General features: G+C 64.9%; 29 protein-coding genes. 26 read left to right on the top strand and 3 right to left on the bottom strand.

Annotation, left to right across the window (positions count from 1 at the left end):
* Positions 1–2: 2 nt before the first annotated feature.
* Positions 3–1598 carry a carboxylesterase/lipase family protein gene (locus LG306_RS12475; RefSeq protein ID WP_404414964.1) on the top strand — a complete coding sequence of 532 codons (1596 nt, stop codon included), beginning with the start codon at positions 3–5 and terminating at the stop codon, positions 1596–1598.
* On the opposite strand, the gene LG306_RS12470 is transcribed toward LG306_RS12475, so the two are convergent.
* Both LG306_RS12470 and LG306_RS12465 read right to left on the bottom strand, forming a co-directional pair.
* Entirely contained in the window at positions 1595–2662 is a 1068-nt protein-coding gene (locus tag LG306_RS12470) for a L,D-transpeptidase (RefSeq protein ID WP_404414961.1), read from the bottom strand. The two genes, LG306_RS12475 and LG306_RS12470, sit on opposite strands and share 4 nt — an antisense overlap.
* 38 nt (positions 2663–2700) lie before the next feature.
* A complete protein-coding gene (locus LG306_RS12465) occupies positions 2701–2862 on the bottom strand; it encodes a hypothetical protein (protein ID WP_165117191.1) in 162 nt (53 codons plus the stop codon).
* A gap of 143 nt (positions 2863–3005) precedes the next feature.
* Here LG306_RS12465 and LG306_RS12460 point away from each other — a divergent pair, with 143 nt between their 5' ends.
* From LG306_RS12460 to LG306_RS12450, 3 genes are all read left to right on the top strand, one after another.
* Positions 3006–4172, top strand: coding sequence for a GNAT family N-acetyltransferase (locus LG306_RS12460; protein WP_404414957.1), 1167 nt, complete (start codon positions 3006–3008; stop codon positions 4170–4172).
* Positions 4173–4182: 10 nt separating this feature from the next.
* Positions 4183–5097, top strand: a complete 915-nt coding sequence (locus LG306_RS12455; RefSeq protein ID WP_404414954.1) for a transcriptional regulator — start codon at positions 4183–4185, stop codon at positions 5095–5097.
* A 98-nt stretch (positions 5098–5195) separates the two neighbouring features.
* A complete protein-coding gene (locus tag LG306_RS12450; protein WP_404414951.1) occupies positions 5196–6083 on the top strand; it encodes a GIN domain-containing protein in 888 nt (295 codons plus the stop codon).
* Positions 6084–6200: 117 nt separating this feature from the next.
* Here LG306_RS12450 and LG306_RS12445 read toward each other — a convergent pair whose 3' ends face one another.
* On the bottom strand, positions 6201–6953 hold the full coding sequence (locus LG306_RS12445; protein WP_066551211.1) for a porin: 753 nt from the start codon (positions 6951–6953) through the stop codon (positions 6201–6203).
* A gap of 589 nt (positions 6954–7542) precedes the next feature.
* On the opposite strand from LG306_RS12445, the gene rpsJ reads away from it, so the two are divergent.
* From rpsJ to secY, 22 genes are all read left to right on the top strand, one after another.
* Entirely contained in the window at positions 7543–7848 is a 306-nt protein-coding gene (gene rpsJ / locus LG306_RS12440) for a 30S ribosomal protein S10 (protein WP_003164367.1), read from the top strand.
* 21 nt (positions 7849–7869) lie between these two features.
* Complete coding sequence (rplC, locus tag LG306_RS12435) at positions 7870–8619, top strand: 50S ribosomal protein L3 (RefSeq protein ID WP_039248546.1); 750 nt, start codon at positions 7870–7872, stop codon at positions 8617–8619.
* Positions 8619–9257: a 50S ribosomal protein L4 gene (gene rplD, locus LG306_RS12430; protein ID WP_404414947.1), complete on the top strand. Its 639-nt coding sequence runs from the start codon at positions 8619–8621 to the stop codon at positions 9255–9257. The genes rplC and rplD overlap by 1 nt, the downstream gene beginning before the upstream one ends.
* Positions 9257–9559 (top strand): 50S ribosomal protein L23, encoded by a 303-nt coding sequence (locus LG306_RS12425; protein WP_017506057.1) that lies wholly within the window; start codon positions 9257–9259, stop codon positions 9557–9559. The genes rplD and LG306_RS12425 overlap by 1 nt, the downstream gene beginning before the upstream one ends.
* A 4-nt stretch (positions 9560–9563) precedes the next feature.
* A complete protein-coding gene (gene rplB, locus LG306_RS12420; RefSeq protein WP_017506056.1) occupies positions 9564–10400 on the top strand; it encodes a 50S ribosomal protein L2 in 837 nt (278 codons plus the stop codon).
* A 2-nt stretch (positions 10401–10402) separates the two neighbouring features.
* Complete coding sequence (gene rpsS / locus LG306_RS12415) at positions 10403–10681, top strand: 30S ribosomal protein S19 (protein ID WP_017506055.1); 279 nt, start codon at positions 10403–10405, stop codon at positions 10679–10681.
* Positions 10682–10684: 3 nt separating this feature from the next.
* On the top strand, positions 10685–11065 hold the full coding sequence (gene rplV / locus LG306_RS12410) for a 50S ribosomal protein L22 (RefSeq protein ID WP_017506054.1): 381 nt from the start codon (positions 10685–10687) through the stop codon (positions 11063–11065).
* Positions 11065–11820, top strand: coding sequence for a 30S ribosomal protein S3 (gene rpsC, locus LG306_RS12405; protein ID WP_017506053.1), 756 nt, complete (start codon positions 11065–11067; stop codon positions 11818–11820). The genes rplV and rpsC overlap by 1 nt, the downstream gene beginning before the upstream one ends.
* A 3-nt stretch (positions 11821–11823) precedes the next feature.
* The gene (gene rplP / locus LG306_RS12400) at positions 11824–12264 is read left to right on the top strand and encodes a 50S ribosomal protein L16 (RefSeq protein WP_017506052.1); all 441 of its coding nucleotides are present in this window, start codon (positions 11824–11826) and stop codon (positions 12262–12264) included.
* Positions 12264–12461, top strand: a complete 198-nt coding sequence (gene rpmC, locus LG306_RS12395) for a 50S ribosomal protein L29 (RefSeq protein WP_008263673.1) — start codon at positions 12264–12266, stop codon at positions 12459–12461. The genes rplP and rpmC overlap by 1 nt, the downstream gene beginning before the upstream one ends.
* 10 nt (positions 12462–12471) lie before the next feature.
* Positions 12472–12714: a 30S ribosomal protein S17 gene (rpsQ, locus tag LG306_RS12390; RefSeq protein WP_017506051.1), complete on the top strand. Its 243-nt coding sequence runs from the start codon at positions 12472–12474 to the stop codon at positions 12712–12714.
* 18 nt (positions 12715–12732) lie between these two features.
* Complete coding sequence (gene rplN / locus LG306_RS12385; protein ID WP_003164378.1) at positions 12733–13101, top strand: 50S ribosomal protein L14; 369 nt, start codon at positions 12733–12735, stop codon at positions 13099–13101.
* Between the two features lies 1 nt (position 13102).
* Positions 13103–13411, top strand: a complete 309-nt coding sequence (rplX, locus tag LG306_RS12380; RefSeq protein ID WP_017506050.1) for a 50S ribosomal protein L24 — start codon at positions 13103–13105, stop codon at positions 13409–13411.
* Entirely contained in the window at positions 13411–13971 is a 561-nt protein-coding gene (gene rplE / locus LG306_RS12375; protein WP_017506049.1) for a 50S ribosomal protein L5, read from the top strand. The genes rplX and rplE overlap by 1 nt, the downstream gene beginning before the upstream one ends.
* Before the next feature lie 19 nt (positions 13972–13990).
* A complete protein-coding gene (gene rpsN, locus LG306_RS12370) occupies positions 13991–14296 on the top strand; it encodes a 30S ribosomal protein S14 (protein ID WP_017506048.1) in 306 nt (101 codons plus the stop codon).
* Positions 14297–14311: 15 nt separating this feature from the next.
* Positions 14312–14710 (top strand): 30S ribosomal protein S8, encoded by a 399-nt coding sequence (rpsH, locus tag LG306_RS12365; RefSeq protein ID WP_008262310.1) that lies wholly within the window; start codon positions 14312–14314, stop codon positions 14708–14710.
* Position 14711: 1 nt separating this feature from the next.
* Positions 14712–15245, top strand: coding sequence for a 50S ribosomal protein L6 (gene rplF / locus LG306_RS12360; protein ID WP_039248561.1), 534 nt, complete (start codon positions 14712–14714; stop codon positions 15243–15245).
* Between the two features lie 3 nt (positions 15246–15248).
* Complete coding sequence (rplR, locus tag LG306_RS12355; RefSeq protein ID WP_008259637.1) at positions 15249–15605, top strand: 50S ribosomal protein L18; 357 nt, start codon at positions 15249–15251, stop codon at positions 15603–15605.
* 12 nt (positions 15606–15617) lie between these two features.
* Positions 15618–16226 (top strand): 30S ribosomal protein S5, encoded by a 609-nt coding sequence (rpsE, locus tag LG306_RS12350; RefSeq protein ID WP_055753395.1) that lies wholly within the window; start codon positions 15618–15620, stop codon positions 16224–16226.
* 3 nt (positions 16227–16229) lie between these two features.
* Entirely contained in the window at positions 16230–16418 is a 189-nt protein-coding gene (rpmD, locus tag LG306_RS12345) for a 50S ribosomal protein L30 (RefSeq protein ID WP_017506045.1), read from the top strand.
* Between the two features lie 142 nt (positions 16419–16560).
* Positions 16561–17154: a 50S ribosomal protein L15 gene (gene rplO, locus LG306_RS12340; RefSeq protein ID WP_017506044.1), complete on the top strand. Its 594-nt coding sequence runs from the start codon at positions 16561–16563 to the stop codon at positions 17152–17154.
* A 128-nt stretch (positions 17155–17282) separates the two neighbouring features.
* The gene (secY, locus tag LG306_RS12335) at positions 17283–18662 is read left to right on the top strand and encodes a preprotein translocase subunit SecY (protein ID WP_017506043.1); all 1380 of its coding nucleotides are present in this window, start codon (positions 17283–17285) and stop codon (positions 18660–18662) included.
* Positions 18663–18677: the final 15 nt, after the last annotated feature.

The following is an 18677-nucleotide window of genomic DNA, read 5'->3' as shown; positions in this document are numbered from 1 at the left end:
CGATGCGTCTGATCTCGTTGCTTGCGTGCCTTGTCGCCCTGTCGGCCTGCGCCACTCATCCCGGCAAGGTCGATCAGGTGCGGTTCGCCAAGGACGCCGAGCCGATATTGGCGACGACCGAAGCCGGGATGGTGCGCGGCGTCGCGGGGGCGGGGACGCGAGCTTACCTAGGCGTGCCGTTCGCGGCGCCGCCGGTCGGCGATCTGCGCTGGCGCGCGCCGCAGCCAGTCCAGGCATGGCAGGGCGTTCGGGATGCGACGCGGATTGGTGCGGATTGCACCCAGGCGATCGGGCGTCGCTCAATCCTGGGCGGCGGCGGCGGGATCGTCGTCGGTTCAGAGGACTGTCTGTATCTGAACATCTATGCGCCGGATGGAGACGCGGCCGAGGCGCGGCCGGTGATGGTCTATATTCCCGGGGGCGCCTTCACCGTGGGGGCGGGCGCCAACTACGATCCGTCTAAACTGGCGCGCGAGCAGGGGCGGGTGGTCGTAACGATGAACTATCGGCTCGGCGCGCTGGGCTGGCTGGCGCATCCCGGGTTTCAGGCGACCGGCGAAGGTTTCGGCGGCAACTTCGGCCTGATGGATCAGCAGGCGGCGCTGAAGTGGGTGCATCGGAACATTGCGGCCTTCGGCGGCGATCCGGGCGACGTCACCCTGTTCGCCGAGAGCGCTGGGGCCTGGACGGCCTGTTACCTGATGGCGTCGCCGCAATCGGAGGGCCTGTATCAACGGGTCATCATGCAGAGCGGCGGGTGCCTGGAGCCGTCGTCCCTGGTCAGGGCGCAGGACGCGGCCCAGTCGGGGCCGATTTTCGCCGAAAGGCTGGGCTGCACCGGCCAGGATCAGATCGCTTGTCTGAAAGCGCTGCCGGCCTGGCGGCTGTCGCGGGCGGCGTCATTGAGAGCGGGCATCAACGGGCCGGGATCATGGGGGCCGGTGCACACGGACGCCACTGTGCCGGAAAACCCGGCGGTCGCCATCCGCGAGGCGCGGTTTACGCGCGTGCCCATCCTCGTCGGGACGAACCTCGATGAGGGGCGGCTGTTCGCCAACGAGGTGCAGGACATGGATCGCTATCAAAAGGAGACGATCTGGATGTACGGCGACCAGGGCGAGCGGGTGCTGGAGCGTTATCCGGTGGGTGAGGATGGGCCCGCCTATGCCATCGCTGCCGACTTTACCGACCAGAGGTTCGCCTGTCCGTCACAGGCTTTGCGACGCCTATTGGCCCAGCATGTGCCGGTGTGGGGGTATGAGTTCGCCGATCGCGAAGCGCCGTTCGTGCTGCCCGACTGGATCGTCGGTCTGGATCTAGGCGCCTATCACGCCAGTGAACTCGCCTATGTGTTCGGCACGCGCTGGGTGTTTGCTGATCCCAAGCGGTTCACGCCTGAGCAGAAGGCGCTGTCTGAGCGGATGCAAAAGCTGTGGGCGACGTTCGGGCGTTCGGCCTTCGCCGCCGAATGGCCCCGCGTCGAGGGTGCGGGGCCGGTGCGGGTGTTCAAGCCGGAAGGCGATGTCATGGACGATGCCTTCTTCGAGCGCCACCACTGCGACTTCTGGGACGGGACGCCTTTCGGCGCTGTCCACTAGATAAAGCGGACGGTGACGCCCGGCTTGACCTTGTCGGCCAGCATCCAAGCATCCCAGTTGGTCAGGCGCACGCAGCCGTGCGAGGCCGTCTTGCCGACCAGATGCGGGTCCGGCGTGCCGTGGATGCCGTAGCTGGGCTTGTTTAGATCGATCCACACGACCCCCACCGGATTGTTCGGGCCGGGTTTGACGACGACCTTCTTCTTGCCGTCGCCATAGCTGAGTTTCGACGGGTCGTAGGTGTAGTCCGGGTTCCGCGCCACGCCATTGACCTTGACCGTGCCGGTTGGGGTGGGATTGTCGCCGCTGCCGATGGTGGCCGGGAAGTAGGCGATCAGCTTGCCGTCGGCGTCGAACGCCTTGACCGAACCTTCGCTCTTGTCGACGTCGATGTGGTCCACGTCGGCGGGCAGGGGCGCGGTGTTGACGGCGGGGACAAGCAGGCCTTGGCCCACGCGATTGAAGTCGGCGCCGGGGTTCATGGCGCGCAGCAAGGCTTCGGTGACGTGGAAGCGCTCGGCCAAGGCCTCGACGATATTGGCGTAGCCCATGTGGGCCGCCTGACCCTGAGCTTCCAGCTCCGTGGGGACGACGCCGAGGTAGGGTCCGGCGATGTCCTGCTGGGTGATGGTATAGGTGGTGGTCGCCGCGCCCGGTCCGGCGGCGGCGCGCAGTCTTCCCATCACGTCGGCGTTCAACTCGCCGTTCACCGTCATGCCGTTCGCTTCCTGAAACGCCGAGATGGCCTGGCGCATGTTCGACCCCGCCAGGCCGTCGATCGCGCCGGGCGAGAAGCGGGCGCGCTCCAGAAGAATCTGGGCGCGGATCAGGGCGGGCTGTGGCTGCTGCTGGGCGGCATTCGGGGTGGCGGGCTGGCCCTCTTGTGCGGCCGACGGCGGCGCATAGGCGGTGTTTTCGATGGCGTCTCGAGAGAGCGGGCCGGTTTGGCCCACTTGCGCGGCCTCGGCCGTCTGGGCCGCTGGGGCGGCTTTGTTCTCTTCGTTCGGCGAACAGGCGCCCAGAGCGAGAACTGCGAGTGCGGCGAGGTAGGCGGGACGGTTCATGAGAGACTTTCGAGACGGTGAGTGCAGGCTGTCGGGATTCAGTTGGGTTCGCCGGTCGCGGGGTCGGTTTCGGTTTCGCCGGAGTTGGACGAGTCCTTCGAACCCTTGGGCTCGGTCGCGGGGCGCGGCGGCTGGCCGTCAGCGTCCGGCCGCAGGTTTTCGTTCTCGACGGCTTTGCTGTCAGGTCGTTGATCGGTCATGGTCTTCTCCTTGGGTTACTCAAACGCGCCAGGGCGATCGCGGCTCCGTCAACGCGCGTTCACCATGCCGGTGAACCCTGATGAAACGCGCATAGGGTAGTGTGCGACGTGGAATGGACCTTGCTGCGCAAGGGCCCGAGAGGATGCGTATGGCCGGAATGCTGCAGGTCGAGATCATGGACGCGGCGGCGTTGGACGCCTGCGCCGTCGCCCTGTGGCGTGCGTGGACGGCTGGCAATCCCGATCTGGCCAGCCCGTATTTTCGCTGGGACTATGCCGAGATCGCCTCGCGGGTCTGCCCCGGCGCGGCAATCGCCGTGTTCCGGCGAGATGACGAGATCGTCGGCTTCTTCCCGCATCAGCGACGCGGCGGAGCGGTGCAGCCGCTTGGCGCGCCCATGAATGACTATCATGGCGTTATCGCCCCGGCGGGCGAAACGATCACGCTGGAGGAAGTGGCGCGGCTGTTGAACGCCAAGCGGCTGAACGTACCCGGCTGGATCGGCGCGGGCGAAACCGGCCATGCGCGCGAGACCGTGCAGGTGGTGATGCCCGCGACGGGTTACGATGACTGGTACGCCGAGCGTCGCAAGACCTTCGCCAAGTACTTCAAGGACAAGGAGCGGGCGCGCCGCAGCCTGGAGGCCGAACTGGGGCCGATCCGGGTGGAGCGGGGTCTCAGAGATCCGGTGCTGCTGGATCATCTGATCGCGCTGAAGGCGGCGCAGTATCGGCGCTCGGGGCTGCATGACATCTTCGCCTGCGGCTGGACGCGGGATCTGCTCCACGCGCTGATGAGCGAGCCGCGAGAAGACTTCGGCGCCTCGATGGCGGCCATGCATGCGGGCGACAAGCTGGTGGCGATCGAGTTCTCGCTGCACGCCGGGCGGCATTACCATTTCTGGTTCCCGGCCTATGAGCCGACGCTGGCGCGGTGTTCGCCGGGCATCCTGCTGAGCATGGACACAATGCGGCTGGCGGCGGCCGAGGGCTTCCGGGTGTTCGACTTCGGCTTCGAGGGCGAGACCTACAAGAAGTATTTCGTCAACGCGCGCCAGACGGTGCGCGAAGCCGTGGTGATGCAGCCTGGCGTGACCCAGGCGTTGGGCGACATCACGGTGGCGGCGTTGAACAGGGCGGGCGGGCGCGGCGAGGCGGTGCGGGCGTCCCTGCGTCGGCGCTGGGCCACGATCGAAGCCTGCGAGGCGACGCCCGTCGGGCGGCTGAGGGGCGCGGCGGTCGCCGCACGGTCGGCTGTCCAGAAGGCGGCCGCCAAGAAGAAGACGCCGGCGCGCGTCGCCCACGTTTGAGGACATCGGCATGACCCAACGCCGCACACGCTATCCGGGCCCCATCGCCGAGGCCAAGACCCACGCCCACACCCTGATCGAGCAAGGGTTCGCCGAGGACGCGGCGCTGGCCGCCGTGCTGGATCGCTATCCGGCCGAGCTGTTCGACATCAATCTGTATGACTATGACGACGAGGGTCAGGTTTCCTTGCGCACCGGCGCGCGCGGGCGGCTGTCGGGCGAGGAGCTGCTGGAGGCGATCAAACAGGGTCGGCTGTGGGTCAATCTGCGTGGGGTCGAAACGGGTTGGCCCGAGCTGTGGGCGGCCGCCATGAAGGACTTCGCCGCGATCCAGGCGACCTATCCGGGAATGCGGGCCGTGCGAAACGCGGGGCAGCTGATCTTGTCGTCGCCCAAGGCGCGCGTGCCCTATCATTTCGACGCGGCGGGCGTCGTGCTGTTTCACCTGCGTGGGCGCAAGAGGCTGTTTGTCTATCCCGGCGATGAGGGCCATCTGCCCGAGCGAAACATGGAACAGGTGGTCGCGCGTCAGACGACCGAGGAACTGCCTTACACGCTTGCGTTCGAACAAGACGCGCAGGTCATGGATCTGGAGCCAGGTCGCGCCCTGACCTGGCCGCTCTATGCGCCGCACCGGGTGGAGAATCTGGATCGCTTCTGCGTCAGCCTGTCGATGGATTTTCAGACCTGGCCGTCGCGGTTCCGCAACGGGGCGCTGTTCACCAATGCGGTGATCCGCAGCCGAGGCGGGCGGCCGCGCTTCACCGACGGCATGACCACGCCGGAGCTGGCGGCGCGCTGGGCCGCGTCGCTGGTGCTGAAGAAGGCGGGCGCGATGAAAAGCAAGATCGCCAACTTCGAGCGCGACTTCGAGCCGGAGATCGGCGCGGCTGACGGCGCGGGCGCGCTGAACGCGACGTCATAAGCTCGGGGCGTTAATTCGAGTTCATGACCTCGAGTTAAAATGACTTGGGCGCGGGCGGCGCGCACCTTCTCCTCACATTCGGGAAGGGAACACCGCTCATGAAAACCGCACTGATCGCCGCCGCCGCCGTCGCCACCCTGACCGGGTTCGTCGCCGCGCCCGCTTCGGCCGCCGAGGTCGAGATCCGCAACGCCGTCGCCCGCGTGGTGGTCATCGTCGAGGATCGTCAGGATATCGGCGTCGAGGTCACGCAAGGCCAGACGCGCTTGCCGGCCATCCAGGTTCGCCGCGACGGCAATGACGTCAAGATCGACGGCGGCCTGCGCCGCAACGGCATGTGGGGCGGCAACAGCGCCATTCGCGGCTGTAACTCCGGCCGCAGCGATGCGGGCCAGCCGGGGCAGGGCGCGACCGTCGAGGTGCGCGACCTGGGCCGCATCCGCCTGGAAGACGCGCCTTTGATCGTCGTGCGCACGCCCCGTGCGGTGGATGTCAGCGCCAGCGGCGCGGTCTTCGGCTCGGTCGGACGCGGCGCGCGATCGGTCGAGTTGGACAACGGCGGTTGTGGCAACTGGAACGTGGCCAATGTGGACGGCGATGTGGAACTGGGCCTTGGCGGATCAGGCGCGATCCGCGCGGGCACGTCTCGATCGCTGAAGGCCAGCGTCGGCGGGTCTGGCTCCATCTCTGCCGGAGCGACCGGAGCCCTGAAGGCGGCTGTCGGCGGATCGGGCAATGTCGAGGTGGCCAGCGCCGGCGGACGCAGCGAACTGTCCATCGGCGGGTCGGGCGGTGTGAATGTGCGGCAAGGCCGAATGGACAAGCTGTCGGTCGCCATCGGCGGCTCGGGCGATGTTCGCTACGGCGGCGCAACGCGCGACCTGGACGTGGCGATCGCCGGATCGGGCAGCGTCCGCGTCGCCTCGGCCACGGGATCGGTCTCTCGCTCCGTCGTCGGATCGGGAACCCTGCAGATCGGGCAGTAAGACCCGAGCGACGAGAAGGCCCCCGGTCGTGGAACCCCGGGGGTCTTTTCCGGCCAAACAAAAAGCCCCGGCGGATCGCTCCGCCGGGGCTCTTCGCATGGCTCAGGTCCGAGACGCTTAGAAGACGTTCAGGACGCTGGAGATGGCCGAGACGCCCAGGTTGGCGCCGGCGCGGTCACGCGCTTGCAGACCGCCGCCGAACGAATAGCGCAGGCCGACCGACCAGGTGTCGACGTCCAGCGAATCGATGTCGGCGCGGGTATAGGCGGCGCCCAGCGAGAACGGGGTGTTCTCGAACTCGTATTCGGCGCCCACGCCATAGGTCCAGGCGTCGGTGTCGCCGCCCGAGAAGTCGACGTTGTTGTAGGCGACGCCGGCGTTCAGGCGCAGGTTCGGCATGACGTAGAAGGCGGCGTCGGCGCCGACGGTCCAGATGTCGGCGTCCACATTGTCGGCAGTCGTATAGGCGACTTGGCCGGTCAGGGTGGCGTTCGACAGATACTTCTGCGCTTCAGCGCCCACGGTCCAGATCGGCTCATTGCCGCTGCCGATGCCGTTGGCGGCGACGAAGGCGCCGGCGCGAACGTCGGAGGACCACATCTTGGTCAGGTGAGCAGCGGCGGCGCCGGTGACGTCTTCTTCGCCAAAGGCCTTGGTGTAGTCGATCGCGCCGTTCAGGGTCACGGTCCAGTCCTGGGCCGGCAAGGCGACCGAGCCGTCAACGGTCCAGACGTCGGCGTCGACGTCGTCGCCGGCGACTTCGATCGACGGGTTGGAATAGGTCACGCCGACCGAACCGATGGCGTCTTGGGCGAAGGCCGGGGCGGCGAACAGGGCGGCGGCGGCCGTGGCGAGGAGGATCGTCTTCATTTTTCTTTTGTCCTTAGCAGTCTGCACCCGGATGGGGGTCCGGGGAGGGGCGCTGCTATCAGCCTAAAACGAAGCGGAGCAATAAACCGACGTTCGATTGACCTGAGGTGGCAAGGTTGTTGCGCAACAGCCACGCGTTGCGGCCAGAATGTGTCACGACTTGGCGATCTGTGGGGCAAGTCGTTAACCGCGCGTCCCAGTCGCGCTCATGCACTATAAAGAGGCGTCCAACGCCGCCGACGTCACCGCCGAACGTCTCGTCGTGCCGTGCGAAGCCCTCGGCGAAGACCGCGTCGAAATCCTGTGTCAGCCCGGGTTTGCGCGCTTGACGAAATCAGAATCGATAGGCATAAGCCACCACTCTTGTTGGACCGGCTGTGCAGTTCGCTGCAAACGCGGTTCGCAAGAACGACCTAAGTCACTGTTCTTTGCAGCTTCTTGGGATATCAACGGCCTTCGCGGGCAACTGCGTGGGCCGATCGTTTTTGCGGATTTGCGTTCCCTGAGGGCTTTTTGCCCGAAGGCCTTCGGTCTTTGAAATGGTTCACAGGGACGCGGTCCTCCGACCGCATTGGAAGTAAGCACCGATATGGATCAAAGCATCCGCATCAGGCTCAAGGCCTTTGATCACCGCGTCCTCGATTTTTCGACGCGCGAGATCGTTAATACCGCCAAGCGCACCGGCGCGACCGTTCGCGGTCCGATTCCGCTGCCGACCCTGATCGAGAAGTTCACCGTGAACCGCTCTCCGCACGTCGATAAGAAGTCGCGTGAGCAGTTTGAAATCCGCACGCACAAACGCGTGCTCGACATCGTCGACCCCACCCCGCAGACCGTGGACGCGCTCATGAAGCTCGACCTGTCCGCCGGCGTGGACGTCGAGATCAAGATTTAAAGTAGAAAGAGGCGGGATCCGATGCGCACGGGCGTGATCGCCAAGAAGCTGGGCATGACCCGCGTGTTCGCCGATGACGGCGCGCACGTACCGGTCACTGTGCTGCAGCTCGACGGCTGCCAAGTCGTCGGCCAACGTACCCAGGAGCGTGACGGCTACGTCGCTCTCCAGCTGGGCGCTGGCACGAAGAAGGCTAAGAACACCAACAAGGCTCAACGCGAGACCTTCGCCAAGGCGGAAGTCGAACCGAAAGCCTATGTGACCGAGTTCCGCGTCGATGCGGACGGTTTGCTGGACGTGGGCGCCGAACTGTCGGCCGAACACTTCCTGGTGGGCCAGAAGGTCGACATCCAGGGCGAGACCATCGGTAAAGGTTTCGCCGGCGCCATGAAGCGCTGGAACTTCGGCGGTCTTCGCGCCACCCACGGCGTTTCGGTCTCGCACCGTTCGCACGGTTCGACGGGTAACCGTCAGGACCCGGGTCGCACGTTCCCCGGCAAGAAGATGGCCGGCCACTACGGCGCCGAAACCGTCACCACCCAGAACCTGACCGTCGTCCGCGTGGACGCCGAGCGTGGCCTGATCCTGATCAAGGGCGCTGTCCCCGGTCATGACGGCAGCTACGTCAAGGTTCGCGACGCCATCAAGAAGGCTCGCCCGGCCGACGCTCCGTTCCCCGGCGCGCTGAAGTCGAGCAAGTCTGCTGCTCAACCCGCCTCGACCCCGGCTGAAGAAGCCCCCGTCGAAGCGACCGAAGGCGGTGAAGCGTAATGAAACTCTCTGTTATCCAACTCGACGGCAAGGCTGCTGGCGACGTGGAACTGTCGGACGCCGTCTTCGGCATCTCCGACATCCGCGGCGACATCCTGGCCCGCACCGTCAACTGGCAACTGGCCAAGCGCCGCGCCGGTACGCACAAGGTTCAAACCCGCAACGAGAACTCTCGTACGGGTAAGAAGATGTACAAGCAAAAGGGCACCGGCGGCGCTCGTCACGGTTCGCGCCGTGCACCGCAGTTCGTCGGCGGTTCGCGCGCCTTCGGCCCGATCGTTCGCGATCACGGCTTCTCGCTGCCGAAGAAAATCCGCGCCCTGGCTCTGCGTCACGCCCTGTCCTCCAAGGCCAAGTCGGGCGACCTGATCGTGGTCGACACCGTCTCGGTCAAGGAAGTCAAGACCGCTTCGCTGCGCGAAACGCTCGGCAAGCTGGGCTGGACCAAGGCGCTCATCATCGCGGGTCCCGAAGTCGACACGAACTTCGGCCTGGCCGCACGCAACATCCCGCACATCGACGTGCTGCCGAACGCCGGCCTGAACGTCTATGACATCCTGCGGGCTGACAAGCTGGTGCTGACGAAGGCCGCCATCGAGGCCATCGAAGCCCGCTTCAGCGATAAGGAAGCCGCGTAATGGCCGCTCAACCTACCGCCAAGCACTACGACACCATCCTGGCCCCGGTGATCACCGAAAAGGCCACGATCCTGTCCGAGCAGAACAAGGTCGTCTTCCGCGTCGCCGACACGGCGTCCAAGGACGAGATCGCCGCTGCGGTCGAAAGCCTGTTCAAAGTCAACGTCGTCAAGGTCAACACCCTGGTTCAAAAGGGCAAGACCAAGCGCTTCCGGGGCATCCTGGGTCGTCGCGTCGACATCAAAAAAGCGATCGTGACGCTGGCCGACGGCCAGTCGATCGACGTCACCACGGGGCTCTGATCAGATGGCCTTGAAAACCTACAATCCGACTTCGCCGGGCCGTCGCGCCCTCGTGCTGGTCGACCGTTCGGAACTCCACAAGGGCCGTCCGGAAAAGTCGCTGACCGAAGGCCTGACCAAGTCGGGCGGACGCGGGCAGGGCGGTCGCATCGCGGTCCGCTTCCGTGGCGGCGGCGCCAAGACCCTGTACCGCAAGATCGACTTCAAGCGTCGCAAGTGGGACATGGTCGGCACGGTCGAGCGTCTGGAATACGATCCGAACCGCACGGCCTTCATCGCCCTGGTCACCTATGCCGACGGCGAGAAGACCTACATCATCGCGCCGCAACGCCTTAAGGCGGGCGACACGATCGTCGCAGGCGAAAAGACCGACGTGAAGCCGGGTAACGCCATGCCGCTTCGTTCGATGCCGGTGGGTACGATCATCCACAACATCGAAATGAAGCCGGGCAAGGGCGCTCAGCTGGCCCGTTCGGCCGGCGCCTACGCCCAGCTGGTCGGCCGCGATCAGGGCTACGCCCAGATCCGTCTCGGCTCGGGCGAGCTGCGCATGGTTCTGGACGGCTGCATCGCCACGGTGGGCGCGGTTTCGAACCCCGACCACATGAACCAGAACCTGGGCAAGGCCGGTCGCAAGCGTCACATGGGCTGGCGTCCGCACGTTCGCGGCGTCGCCATGAACCCGATCGACCACCCGCATGGTGGTGGTGAAGGCCGGACCTCTGGTGGTCGCACCCCCGTCACGCCGTGGGGTAAGGACACCAAGGGCACTCGTACCCGCAAGAACAAGGCTACGGACAAGTACATCATCCGTACCCGCCACGTTAAGAAGGCTCGCTAAGAATGGCCCGCTCCTCCTGGAAAGGCCCGTTTGTCGACGGGTATCTGCTCAAGAAGGCCGACGCCGTTCAATCGTCGGGCCGCAAGGACGTGATCAAGACCTGGTCGCGCCGCTCCACCATCCTGCCGCAGTTCGTCGGTCTGACGTTCGGCGTCCATAACGGTCAGAAGCACGTGCCCGTGTCGGTCTCGGAAGAGATGGTCGGCATGAAGCTCGGCGAGTTCGCCCCGACCCGGAACTTCCCGGGTCACGCGGCGGACAAGAAGGCCAAAAGGAAGTAACCGATGGCCCAGACAAAAAACGAGCGTCGGGTCGCCCCGACCGAGGCCCGCGCCAAGCTGGTCAACGTGCGCATCAGCCCGCAGAAGCTGAACCTGGTCGCCGCTTCGATCCGCGGCATGCCGGTCCAGAAGGCGCTGAACGAGCTGGAATTCAGCCGTAAGCGCATCGCCGGCGACGTCCGCAAGGTCCTGTATTCGGCGATCTCGAACGCCGAGAACAACCACAACCTCGATATCGACAATCTGGTCGTCGCCGAGGCCTTCGTGGGCAAGAACCTGGTGATGAAGCGTTTCGCGAGCCGTGCTCGCGGCCGTTCGTCGCGCATCCTGAAACCGTTCAGCGAGATCACCATCGTGGTCCGTGAAGCCGGCGAGGCCGCCTGATGGGACAGAAAATCAATCCGGTCGGTCTGCGCCTCGGCGTGAACCGCACGTGGGACAGCCGCTGGTTCGCCGCCGGCGCCGACTATTCCCGCCTGCTGCACCAGGACCTGAAGCTGCGCGAGTGGCTGCGGGAACGCCTGGCCGCCGCCGGCGTGTCGCGCATCATCATCGAGCGCCCGCACAAGAAGTGCCGCATCACCATCTACGCCGCCCGTCCGGGCGTCGTGATCGGCAAGAAGGGCGCTGACATCGAGAAGCTCCGCAAGGACATCTCGGCGCGCACCGAGGGTGAAGTTCACCTGAACATCATCGAAGTCCGCAAGCCGGAAACCGATGCGCAGTTGATCGCCGAGAACATCGCGCAGCAGCTCGAGCGCCGCGTGGCCTTCCGTCGCGCCATGAAGCGTTCGATGCAGTCGGCCATGCGTCTGGGCGCCAAGGGCATTCGTATGAATGTCTCGGGTCGTCTGGGCGGCGCCGAAATCGCTCGTATGGAATGGTACCGCGAAGGTCGCGTGCCGCTTCACACGCTGCGCGCCGACATCGACTATGGCTTCTACGAAGCCAAGACGACCTACGGCATCATCGGCGTGAAGGTCTGGGTCTTTAAGGGTGAAGTGCTGGAGCACGATCCCATGGCGCAGGACAAGCGTTGGGCCCAGGAAGCTTCGGGTCCGTCCTCGAACGAAGGCCGCGAACGCGGCGGCCCCCGTGGCGACCGCGGTCCGCGTCGCGACCGGGGACGTGAGAACTAAGTCATGTTGCAACCGAAGAAGACCAAATACCGCAAGGCCTTCAAGGGCCGGATCCATGGCTCGGCCAAGGGCGGTTTCTCGCTGAACTTCGGGTCGTATGGCCTGAAGACGCTGGAGCCGGAACGCATCACCGCGCGTCAGATCGAAGCGGCTCGCCGCGCGATCACTCGCCAGATGAAGCGTCAGGGCCGCGTCTGGATCCGCGTCTTCCCCGACCTGCCCGTCACGGGCAAGCCGGCCGAAGTCCGGATGGGTAAGGGCAAGGGCGCCGTGGACCACTGGGCCGCGCGTTGCCACCCGGGCCGTATCCTGTTTGAAATCGACGGCGTGCCGGACGATGTCGCCCGCGAAGCACTCCGTCTCGGCGCGGCCAAGCTGCCGGTCCGCACCAAGGTCGTGACCCGTATCGACGCCGGCGTCGCGCATGTGGAGGCTGCCGCCTAATGACCAAGATCGCCGATCTGCGGTCGCAAACGACCGACCAACTGTCCGACGAGCTGCTGAAGCTCAAGAAGGAACAGTTCAACCTGCGCTTCCAGGCGGCCACCGGCCAAATGGAAAAGACTCACCGCGTTGGTGAAGTCCGCAAAGACATCGCTCGCATCTCGACGCTTCTGCGCGAGAAGCGTGCGGCCTCGTAAGGAAACGAATATGCCCAAGCGAATTCTTGAAGGCGTGGTCGTGTCCGACAAGGGCGAGAAGACTGTCGTTGTGAAGGTGGAGCGCACCCTGCTTCACCCGCTTCTGAAGAAGACCGTTCGGTCGTCCAAGAAGTACCACGCGCACGACGAAGCCAACGCGCTCAAGGTCGGCGACATCGCTCGCATCGTCGAGTGCGCCCCCAAGTCCAAACTGAAGCGCTGGGAAGTTCTTTCCAACGCCTCCGCCTCGTAATCAGAAGGATCTGATCTTATGATCCAGATGCAAACTAACCTGGAAGTGGCCGATAATTCGGGCGCCCGCCGGGTCATGTGCATCAAGGTGTTGGGCGGCTCCAAGCGCCGCTACGCCTCGATCGGCGACACAATCGTCGCCTCCGTGAAGGAAGCCATTCCGCGCGGCCGTGTGAAGAAGGGCGACGTCGTTCGCGCCATCGTCGTGCGCACCGCCAAGGACATCCAACGCAAGGACGGCTCGGTCATCCGCTTTGACAAGTCGGCCGCCGTCATCGTCAACAAGCAGAACGAGCCTGTCGGCACGCGGATCTTCGGCCCGGTTCCTCGCGAACTGCGCGCCAAGAACCACATGAAGATCATCTCGCTGGCTCCGGAGGTCCTGTAACATGGCCGCCAAGATCAAGAAGGGCGACCGCGTCGTCGTCCTCACCGGCAAGGACAAGGGCCGCACGGGCGCCGTGCTGAAGGTCCTGCCCACCGAAAACCGCGTCCTCGTCGAAGGCGTCAACATGGTTCAGCGCCACACGCGCCCGAGCCAGGCTGACCCGCAGGGCGGCATCAAGAACAAGGAAGCCTCGCTTCACCTGTCGAACGTCGCGATCGCCGACGCCAACGGCAAGGCGACCCGCGTCGGCTTCAAGATCGATGGGGACAAGAAGGTCCGCATTGCCAAGACGACGGGAGACGTCATCTGATGGCTACCGAGAAGTACACCCCGCGCCTCAAGGACGAGTATCACGCTCGCATCCGCCAGGTGATGAAGGAAAAGTTCGGCTACACGAACGAAATGCAGGTGCCCAAGCTGGACAAGATTGTCCTGAACATGGGCATCGGCGAAGCCGTCGCAGACTCCAAGAAGGCGAACACCGCCCTCAAGGATCTGACCGCCATCGCCGGTCAGAAGGCCGTCGCCACCAAGGCCCGTAACTCCATCGCCGGCTTCAAGCTGCGCGAAGGCATGGTCATCGGCGGCAAGGTCACCCTGCGCGGCGACCAGATGTACGAGTTCCTGGACCGGTTCATCACGATCGCGCTGCCGCGCGTGAAGGATTTCCGGGGTCTGAAGGGCACGTCCTTCGACGGTCGCGGCAACTACGCCACCGGTCTGAAGGAGCACATCGTGTTCCCGGAGATCAACTACGACCAGATCGATCAGATGTGGGGCATGGACATTGTCGTCTGCACCACGGCCAAGACCGATGAGGAAGCCAAGGCTCTCCTCACCGAGTTCAAGTTCCCGTTCGTGAAGAACTGAGCGGGAAGGGAAGAGCACAATGGCTAAGAAAAGCGCCGTAAACCGCAACGAAGCCGTCAAGGCCCTGGTTGCGAAGTATGCCGCGAAGCGGGCCGCCCTGAAGGCGACCGCCAACGACGAAAACCTGCCGCTGGAGGAGCGCTTCGAGGCGCGCCTGCAACTGGCCGCCCTGCCGCGCAACTCCGCGCCGAGCCGCATTCGCAACCGCTGCGAAGTGACGGGTCGTCCGCGGGCGTTCTACCGCAAGCTCAAGATGAGCCGGATTGCGCTGCGTGAACTGGGCAACCTGGGCCAGATTCCCGGCCTGACGAAGTCCAGCTGGTAAGGGGAGCGAACAGACATGATGATCAACGATCCCCTGAGCGACATGATCGCTCGCATCAAGAACGCGGCGACCCGCAAGCGTTCCAAGGTGCTGACCCCGGCCTCCCGTCTGCGCCAGCGCGTCCTCGACGTGCTGCAGGACGAAGGCTACATCCGCGGCTACAATCTGGTTCAGAACCCGGGTGAGTTTCCGCAGTTCGAGATCGAGCTGAAGTACTTCGACGGTCAGCCCGTCATCGCCGAGATCGCGCGCGTGTCCAAGCCGGGCCGCCGCGTCTATTCGGCGATCGGCGATCTGAAGCCCGTCAAGAACGGCCTCGGCATCTCGATCCTCTCGACTTCGAAGGGCGTCATGTCCGACGCTTCCGCACGCGACGCTAACGTCGGCGGCGAAGTCCTCTGCAGGGTCTACTGATATGTCCCGTATTGGCAAGAAAACCATCGCCGTGCCGAAGGGCGTGACTGTCACGCTCGACGGCCAGAACATCACCGTCAAGGGACCCAAGGGCGAACGCGCCTGGACCGTCGCCGACGAGATCGAAGTCAAGCAGGAAGGCGACGAAGTTTCGCTGACCCCGCGTTCGGACACGCCTCGCGCTCGCGCGATGTGGGGTCTGTCGCGCACCCTGGTCGACAATATGGTCACGGGCGTCACCTCGGGCTTCGAGAAGTCGCTGGAGCTGGTCGGCGTGGGTTACCGCGCCGCGATGAAGGGCGACGCCCTGTCGCTGCAACTCGGCTTCTCGCACGAAGTCGACATCGCTCCGCCGTCGGGCGTCAGCTTCGCCGTGCCGAAGCAGACCGAGATCAAGATCTCGGGCGCTGACAAGCAAGCCGTCGGTCAGATCGCCGCGGTCATCCGCAAGCTGCGTCCGCCGGAGCCCTACAAGGGCAAGGGCGTCCGTTATGCGGGCGAGACCGTCCGTCGCAAGGAAGGCAAGAAGAAGTAAGTCATGGCTCTTTCTCTTCGACAACAAGCCAAGCGTCGCTCGGAGCGCACGCGTCGCCGCCTGAAGGCTGTCGCCAACGGTCGTCTGCGCCTGTCGGTCTATCGTTCGGACAAGAACATCTCGGCCCAGATCATCGACGACGCCCAGGGCGTGACCGTCGTGGCTGCCTCGTCGCTGGAAGGCGGCAAGGGCAAGCGCGGTTCGGACACGGCTGCGGCCGCCGCGATCGGCAAGCTGATCGCCGAACGCGCCATCGAGAAGGGCGTCAAGGACGTCGTCTTCGACCGTGGCGAGTACATCTATCATGGACGGGTGAAGGCGCTGGCGGAAGCCGCGCGTGAAGCCGGCCTGAACTTCTAAGGGACGCGACAGATGGCGCAACAACCCCAACGCGGCGGCGGCGGCAACGATCGCAACCGTCGTGACAACCGCAACGGTCCCGCTGCTGATGGTCCGGATTCCGACATCGTCGAGAAGCTGGTGCACATCAACCGCGTCGCCGCCACCGTCAAAGGCGGCCGTCGCTTCAGCTTCGCAGCCCTGATGGTCGTCGGCGACGGCAAGGGTCGCGTCGGCTTCGGTCACGGCAAGGCGCGCGAAGTGCCGGAAGCCATCCGCAAGGCGACCGAAGAAGCCAAGAAGACGATGATCCGCGTTCCGCTGCGCGAGAACCGCACCCTGCACCACGACGGCAACGGCCGTTGGGGCGCCGGCAAGATCATGATGCGCGCCGCCCCTCCCGGGACCGGCGTCATCGCGGGCGGTCCGATGCGCGCCGTGCTCGAAACCCTCGGCGTCCAGGACGTCGTGGGCAAGTCGACCGGTTCGTCGAACCCCTACAACATGATCCGCGCGACGTTTGAAGCGCTGAAGGTCCAGTCCTCGCCCCGCCAGGTCGCGTCCAAGCGCGGCAAGAAGGTCGCGGATCTGATGGGCCGCCGCAACGACGGCGCCTCGGCGCCTGAAGCCGTGGAGTCCTAAGTCATGGCTGAGAAGAAAACCCTCACCGTCAAGCAGACCGGTTCGCCGATCCGCCGCAAGAGCGACCAGCGTGCCACTCTGGTGGGCCTGGGTTTGAACCGCCTGGGTCGTGAATCGACGCTGGAAGACACGCCTTCGGTTCGTGGGATGATCGCCAAGGTCGCCCACCTGACCGAGATCGTCGAGAAGTAAGCCGTTTCGCCCTCTCCCGAACCCGGGGGAGGGCGTTTCTGCACTTGCGAATACCCAAGGGGTCGCTTATCAGCGGCCCTTCATTTTTTCCAAGCCGAGTCCGGACGATGTCCGGGCGCTAGCACCCGAAAGGATCAGGCACATGAAACTGAACGAAATCCGCGACAACGAAGGCGCCCACAAGAAGCGCATGCGCGTCGGCCGTGGCCCCGGTTCGGGCAAGGGCAAGACCGCTGGCCGTGGCGTTAAGGGTCAGAAGTCGCGTTCGGGCGTCGCCATCGGCGGCTTCGAAGGCGGCCAAATGCCGCTGTACATGCGTATGCCCAAGCGCGGCTTCAACAACGCCAATGCTCTGAAGCTGGCTGAAGTGAACCTGTGGCGCCTGCAAGACGCCGTCGACGCCGGCAAGCTGGACGCCAAGTCGGAACTGAAGGGCGACGCCCTGGTCGCCGCCGGCGTGATCCGTCGCGTCAAGGACGGCGTGCGTCTGCTGGGCACCGGCGAACTGAAGCAAGCGCTGAACCTGGTCGTCTGGTCGGCCACCGCCGGCGCCAAGAAGGCTATTGAAGCCGCTGGCGGCTCGGTCGTCGAGCAACGCATCGAAGCTGAAGCCAAGGCCGCTGCGCGCGTCGAGAAGCGCAACGCCGCCAAGGGCAAGGCTCCGGCCGCCAAGGCGCCGCGCGGCGACGAGAACAAGATCTCGGCCCGCACCAAGCGCACCGCCGCCAAAGCCTAAGTCACGCGTCGTCGCGGCGATTAGGTCGTGACCTGATTACATCTGCGACGACGAAAGAACGGAAGCGGCCCTCGCATGAGGGCCGCTTTCCGCCTATCTGACGACTCAATCAGTCGTGGGGACGCATAATGGCTTCGGCCGCAGAACAACTCGCCGCCAATATGAACATGGGCTCGTTCGCGAAAGCGACCGAGCTGCATAAACGCCTGCTGTTCACGCTGGGCGCGCTTCTGGTCTATCGCATCGGCACCTATGTGCCGATCCCGGGCATCAACTCGCAGGCCTTCCTGCAGTTCTTCCAGAACCCGGACGGTCAGCGCGGCATCCTGGACATGTTCAACATGTTCTCGGGTGGCGCGGTCGAGCGTATGGCCATCTTCGCCCTGAACGTGATGCCCTACATCTCGGCCTCGATCATCGTGCAGCTGATGGGCACGGTGTATCCGCCCTGGGAGAAGCTGAAGAAGGAAGGCGGCGAAAGCGGCCGCAAGCAGCTGAACCAGTACACCCGCTATCTGACGGTGTTCCTGGCGCTGGCGCAGTCCTTCGGCATTGCGGCGGGCCTGAACAGCACGGCCGGCCTGGTCGACAACCCCGGCATCTTCTTCATCATCTCGACGGTCGTGACCCTGACCGGCGGCACCATGTTCCTGATGTGGCTGGGTGAGCAGGTGACGGCGCGCGGCGTCGGCAACGGCATCTCGCTGATCATCTTCGCCGGTATCGTGGCCGTTCTGCCGTCCACCATCGCCCGGCTGCTGGGCCTGGCCCAACAAGGTCAGATGTCGGCTTTCGCCCTGCTGTTCATCGCTATCCTGGCCGTGGCCACCGTGGTCTTCATCGTCTTCATGGAACGCGCCCAGCGCCGTCTTCTGATCCAGTATCCGAAGCGCCAGGAAGGCAACCGCATGGCTGGCGGCGAGCGTTCGTTCCTGCCGCTGAAGGTCAACACCGCCGGTGTGATCCCGCCGATCTTCGCCTCGTCGCTGCTGATGCTGCCGACGACGGTTGCGACGATGACGGCCAACGCCGACCTGCCCAGCTGGATGAGCTGGCTGCCGCTGGTGACGGCGCAGCTGACGCACGGCCAGCCGCTGTTCATGGCGCTGTACGCCGCCCTGATCGTCTTCTTCTGCTTCTTCTACACCTCGATCACCTTCAATCCCGAGGACACGGCCGAGAACCTGCGCAAATACGGCGGCTTCCTGCCGGGCATCCGTCCCGGCAAGCGGACTGCAGAATATCTGGACTATGTTCTGACCCGCCTGACCGTGATCGGCGCCGCCTACATCACCGCGGTCTGCCTGCTGCCGGAGTTCATCGTCAGCCAGTTCGGCAACAGCCTGTACTTTGGCGGAACGTCTATCTTGATCGTCGTCTCGGTCACCATGGACACTGTGGCCCAGATCCAGTCCCAACTGCTGGCGCACCAGTACGAAGGCCTGATCAAGAAGGCCAAGCTGCGTGGTCGTGGCGGTCGCGGCGCTCCCACGCCCGTTCGCCGCTAAGTCTTAGGTTGTCAG

The organism is Brevundimonas vesicularis (assembly GCF_044807075.1).
Classification (GTDB): domain Bacteria; phylum Pseudomonadota; class Alphaproteobacteria; order Caulobacterales; family Caulobacteraceae; genus Brevundimonas; species Brevundimonas vesicularis_G.
The sequence above is the reverse complement of the archived record's forward strand: the minus strand, read 5'-3'. Positions and strand labels throughout refer to the sequence as shown.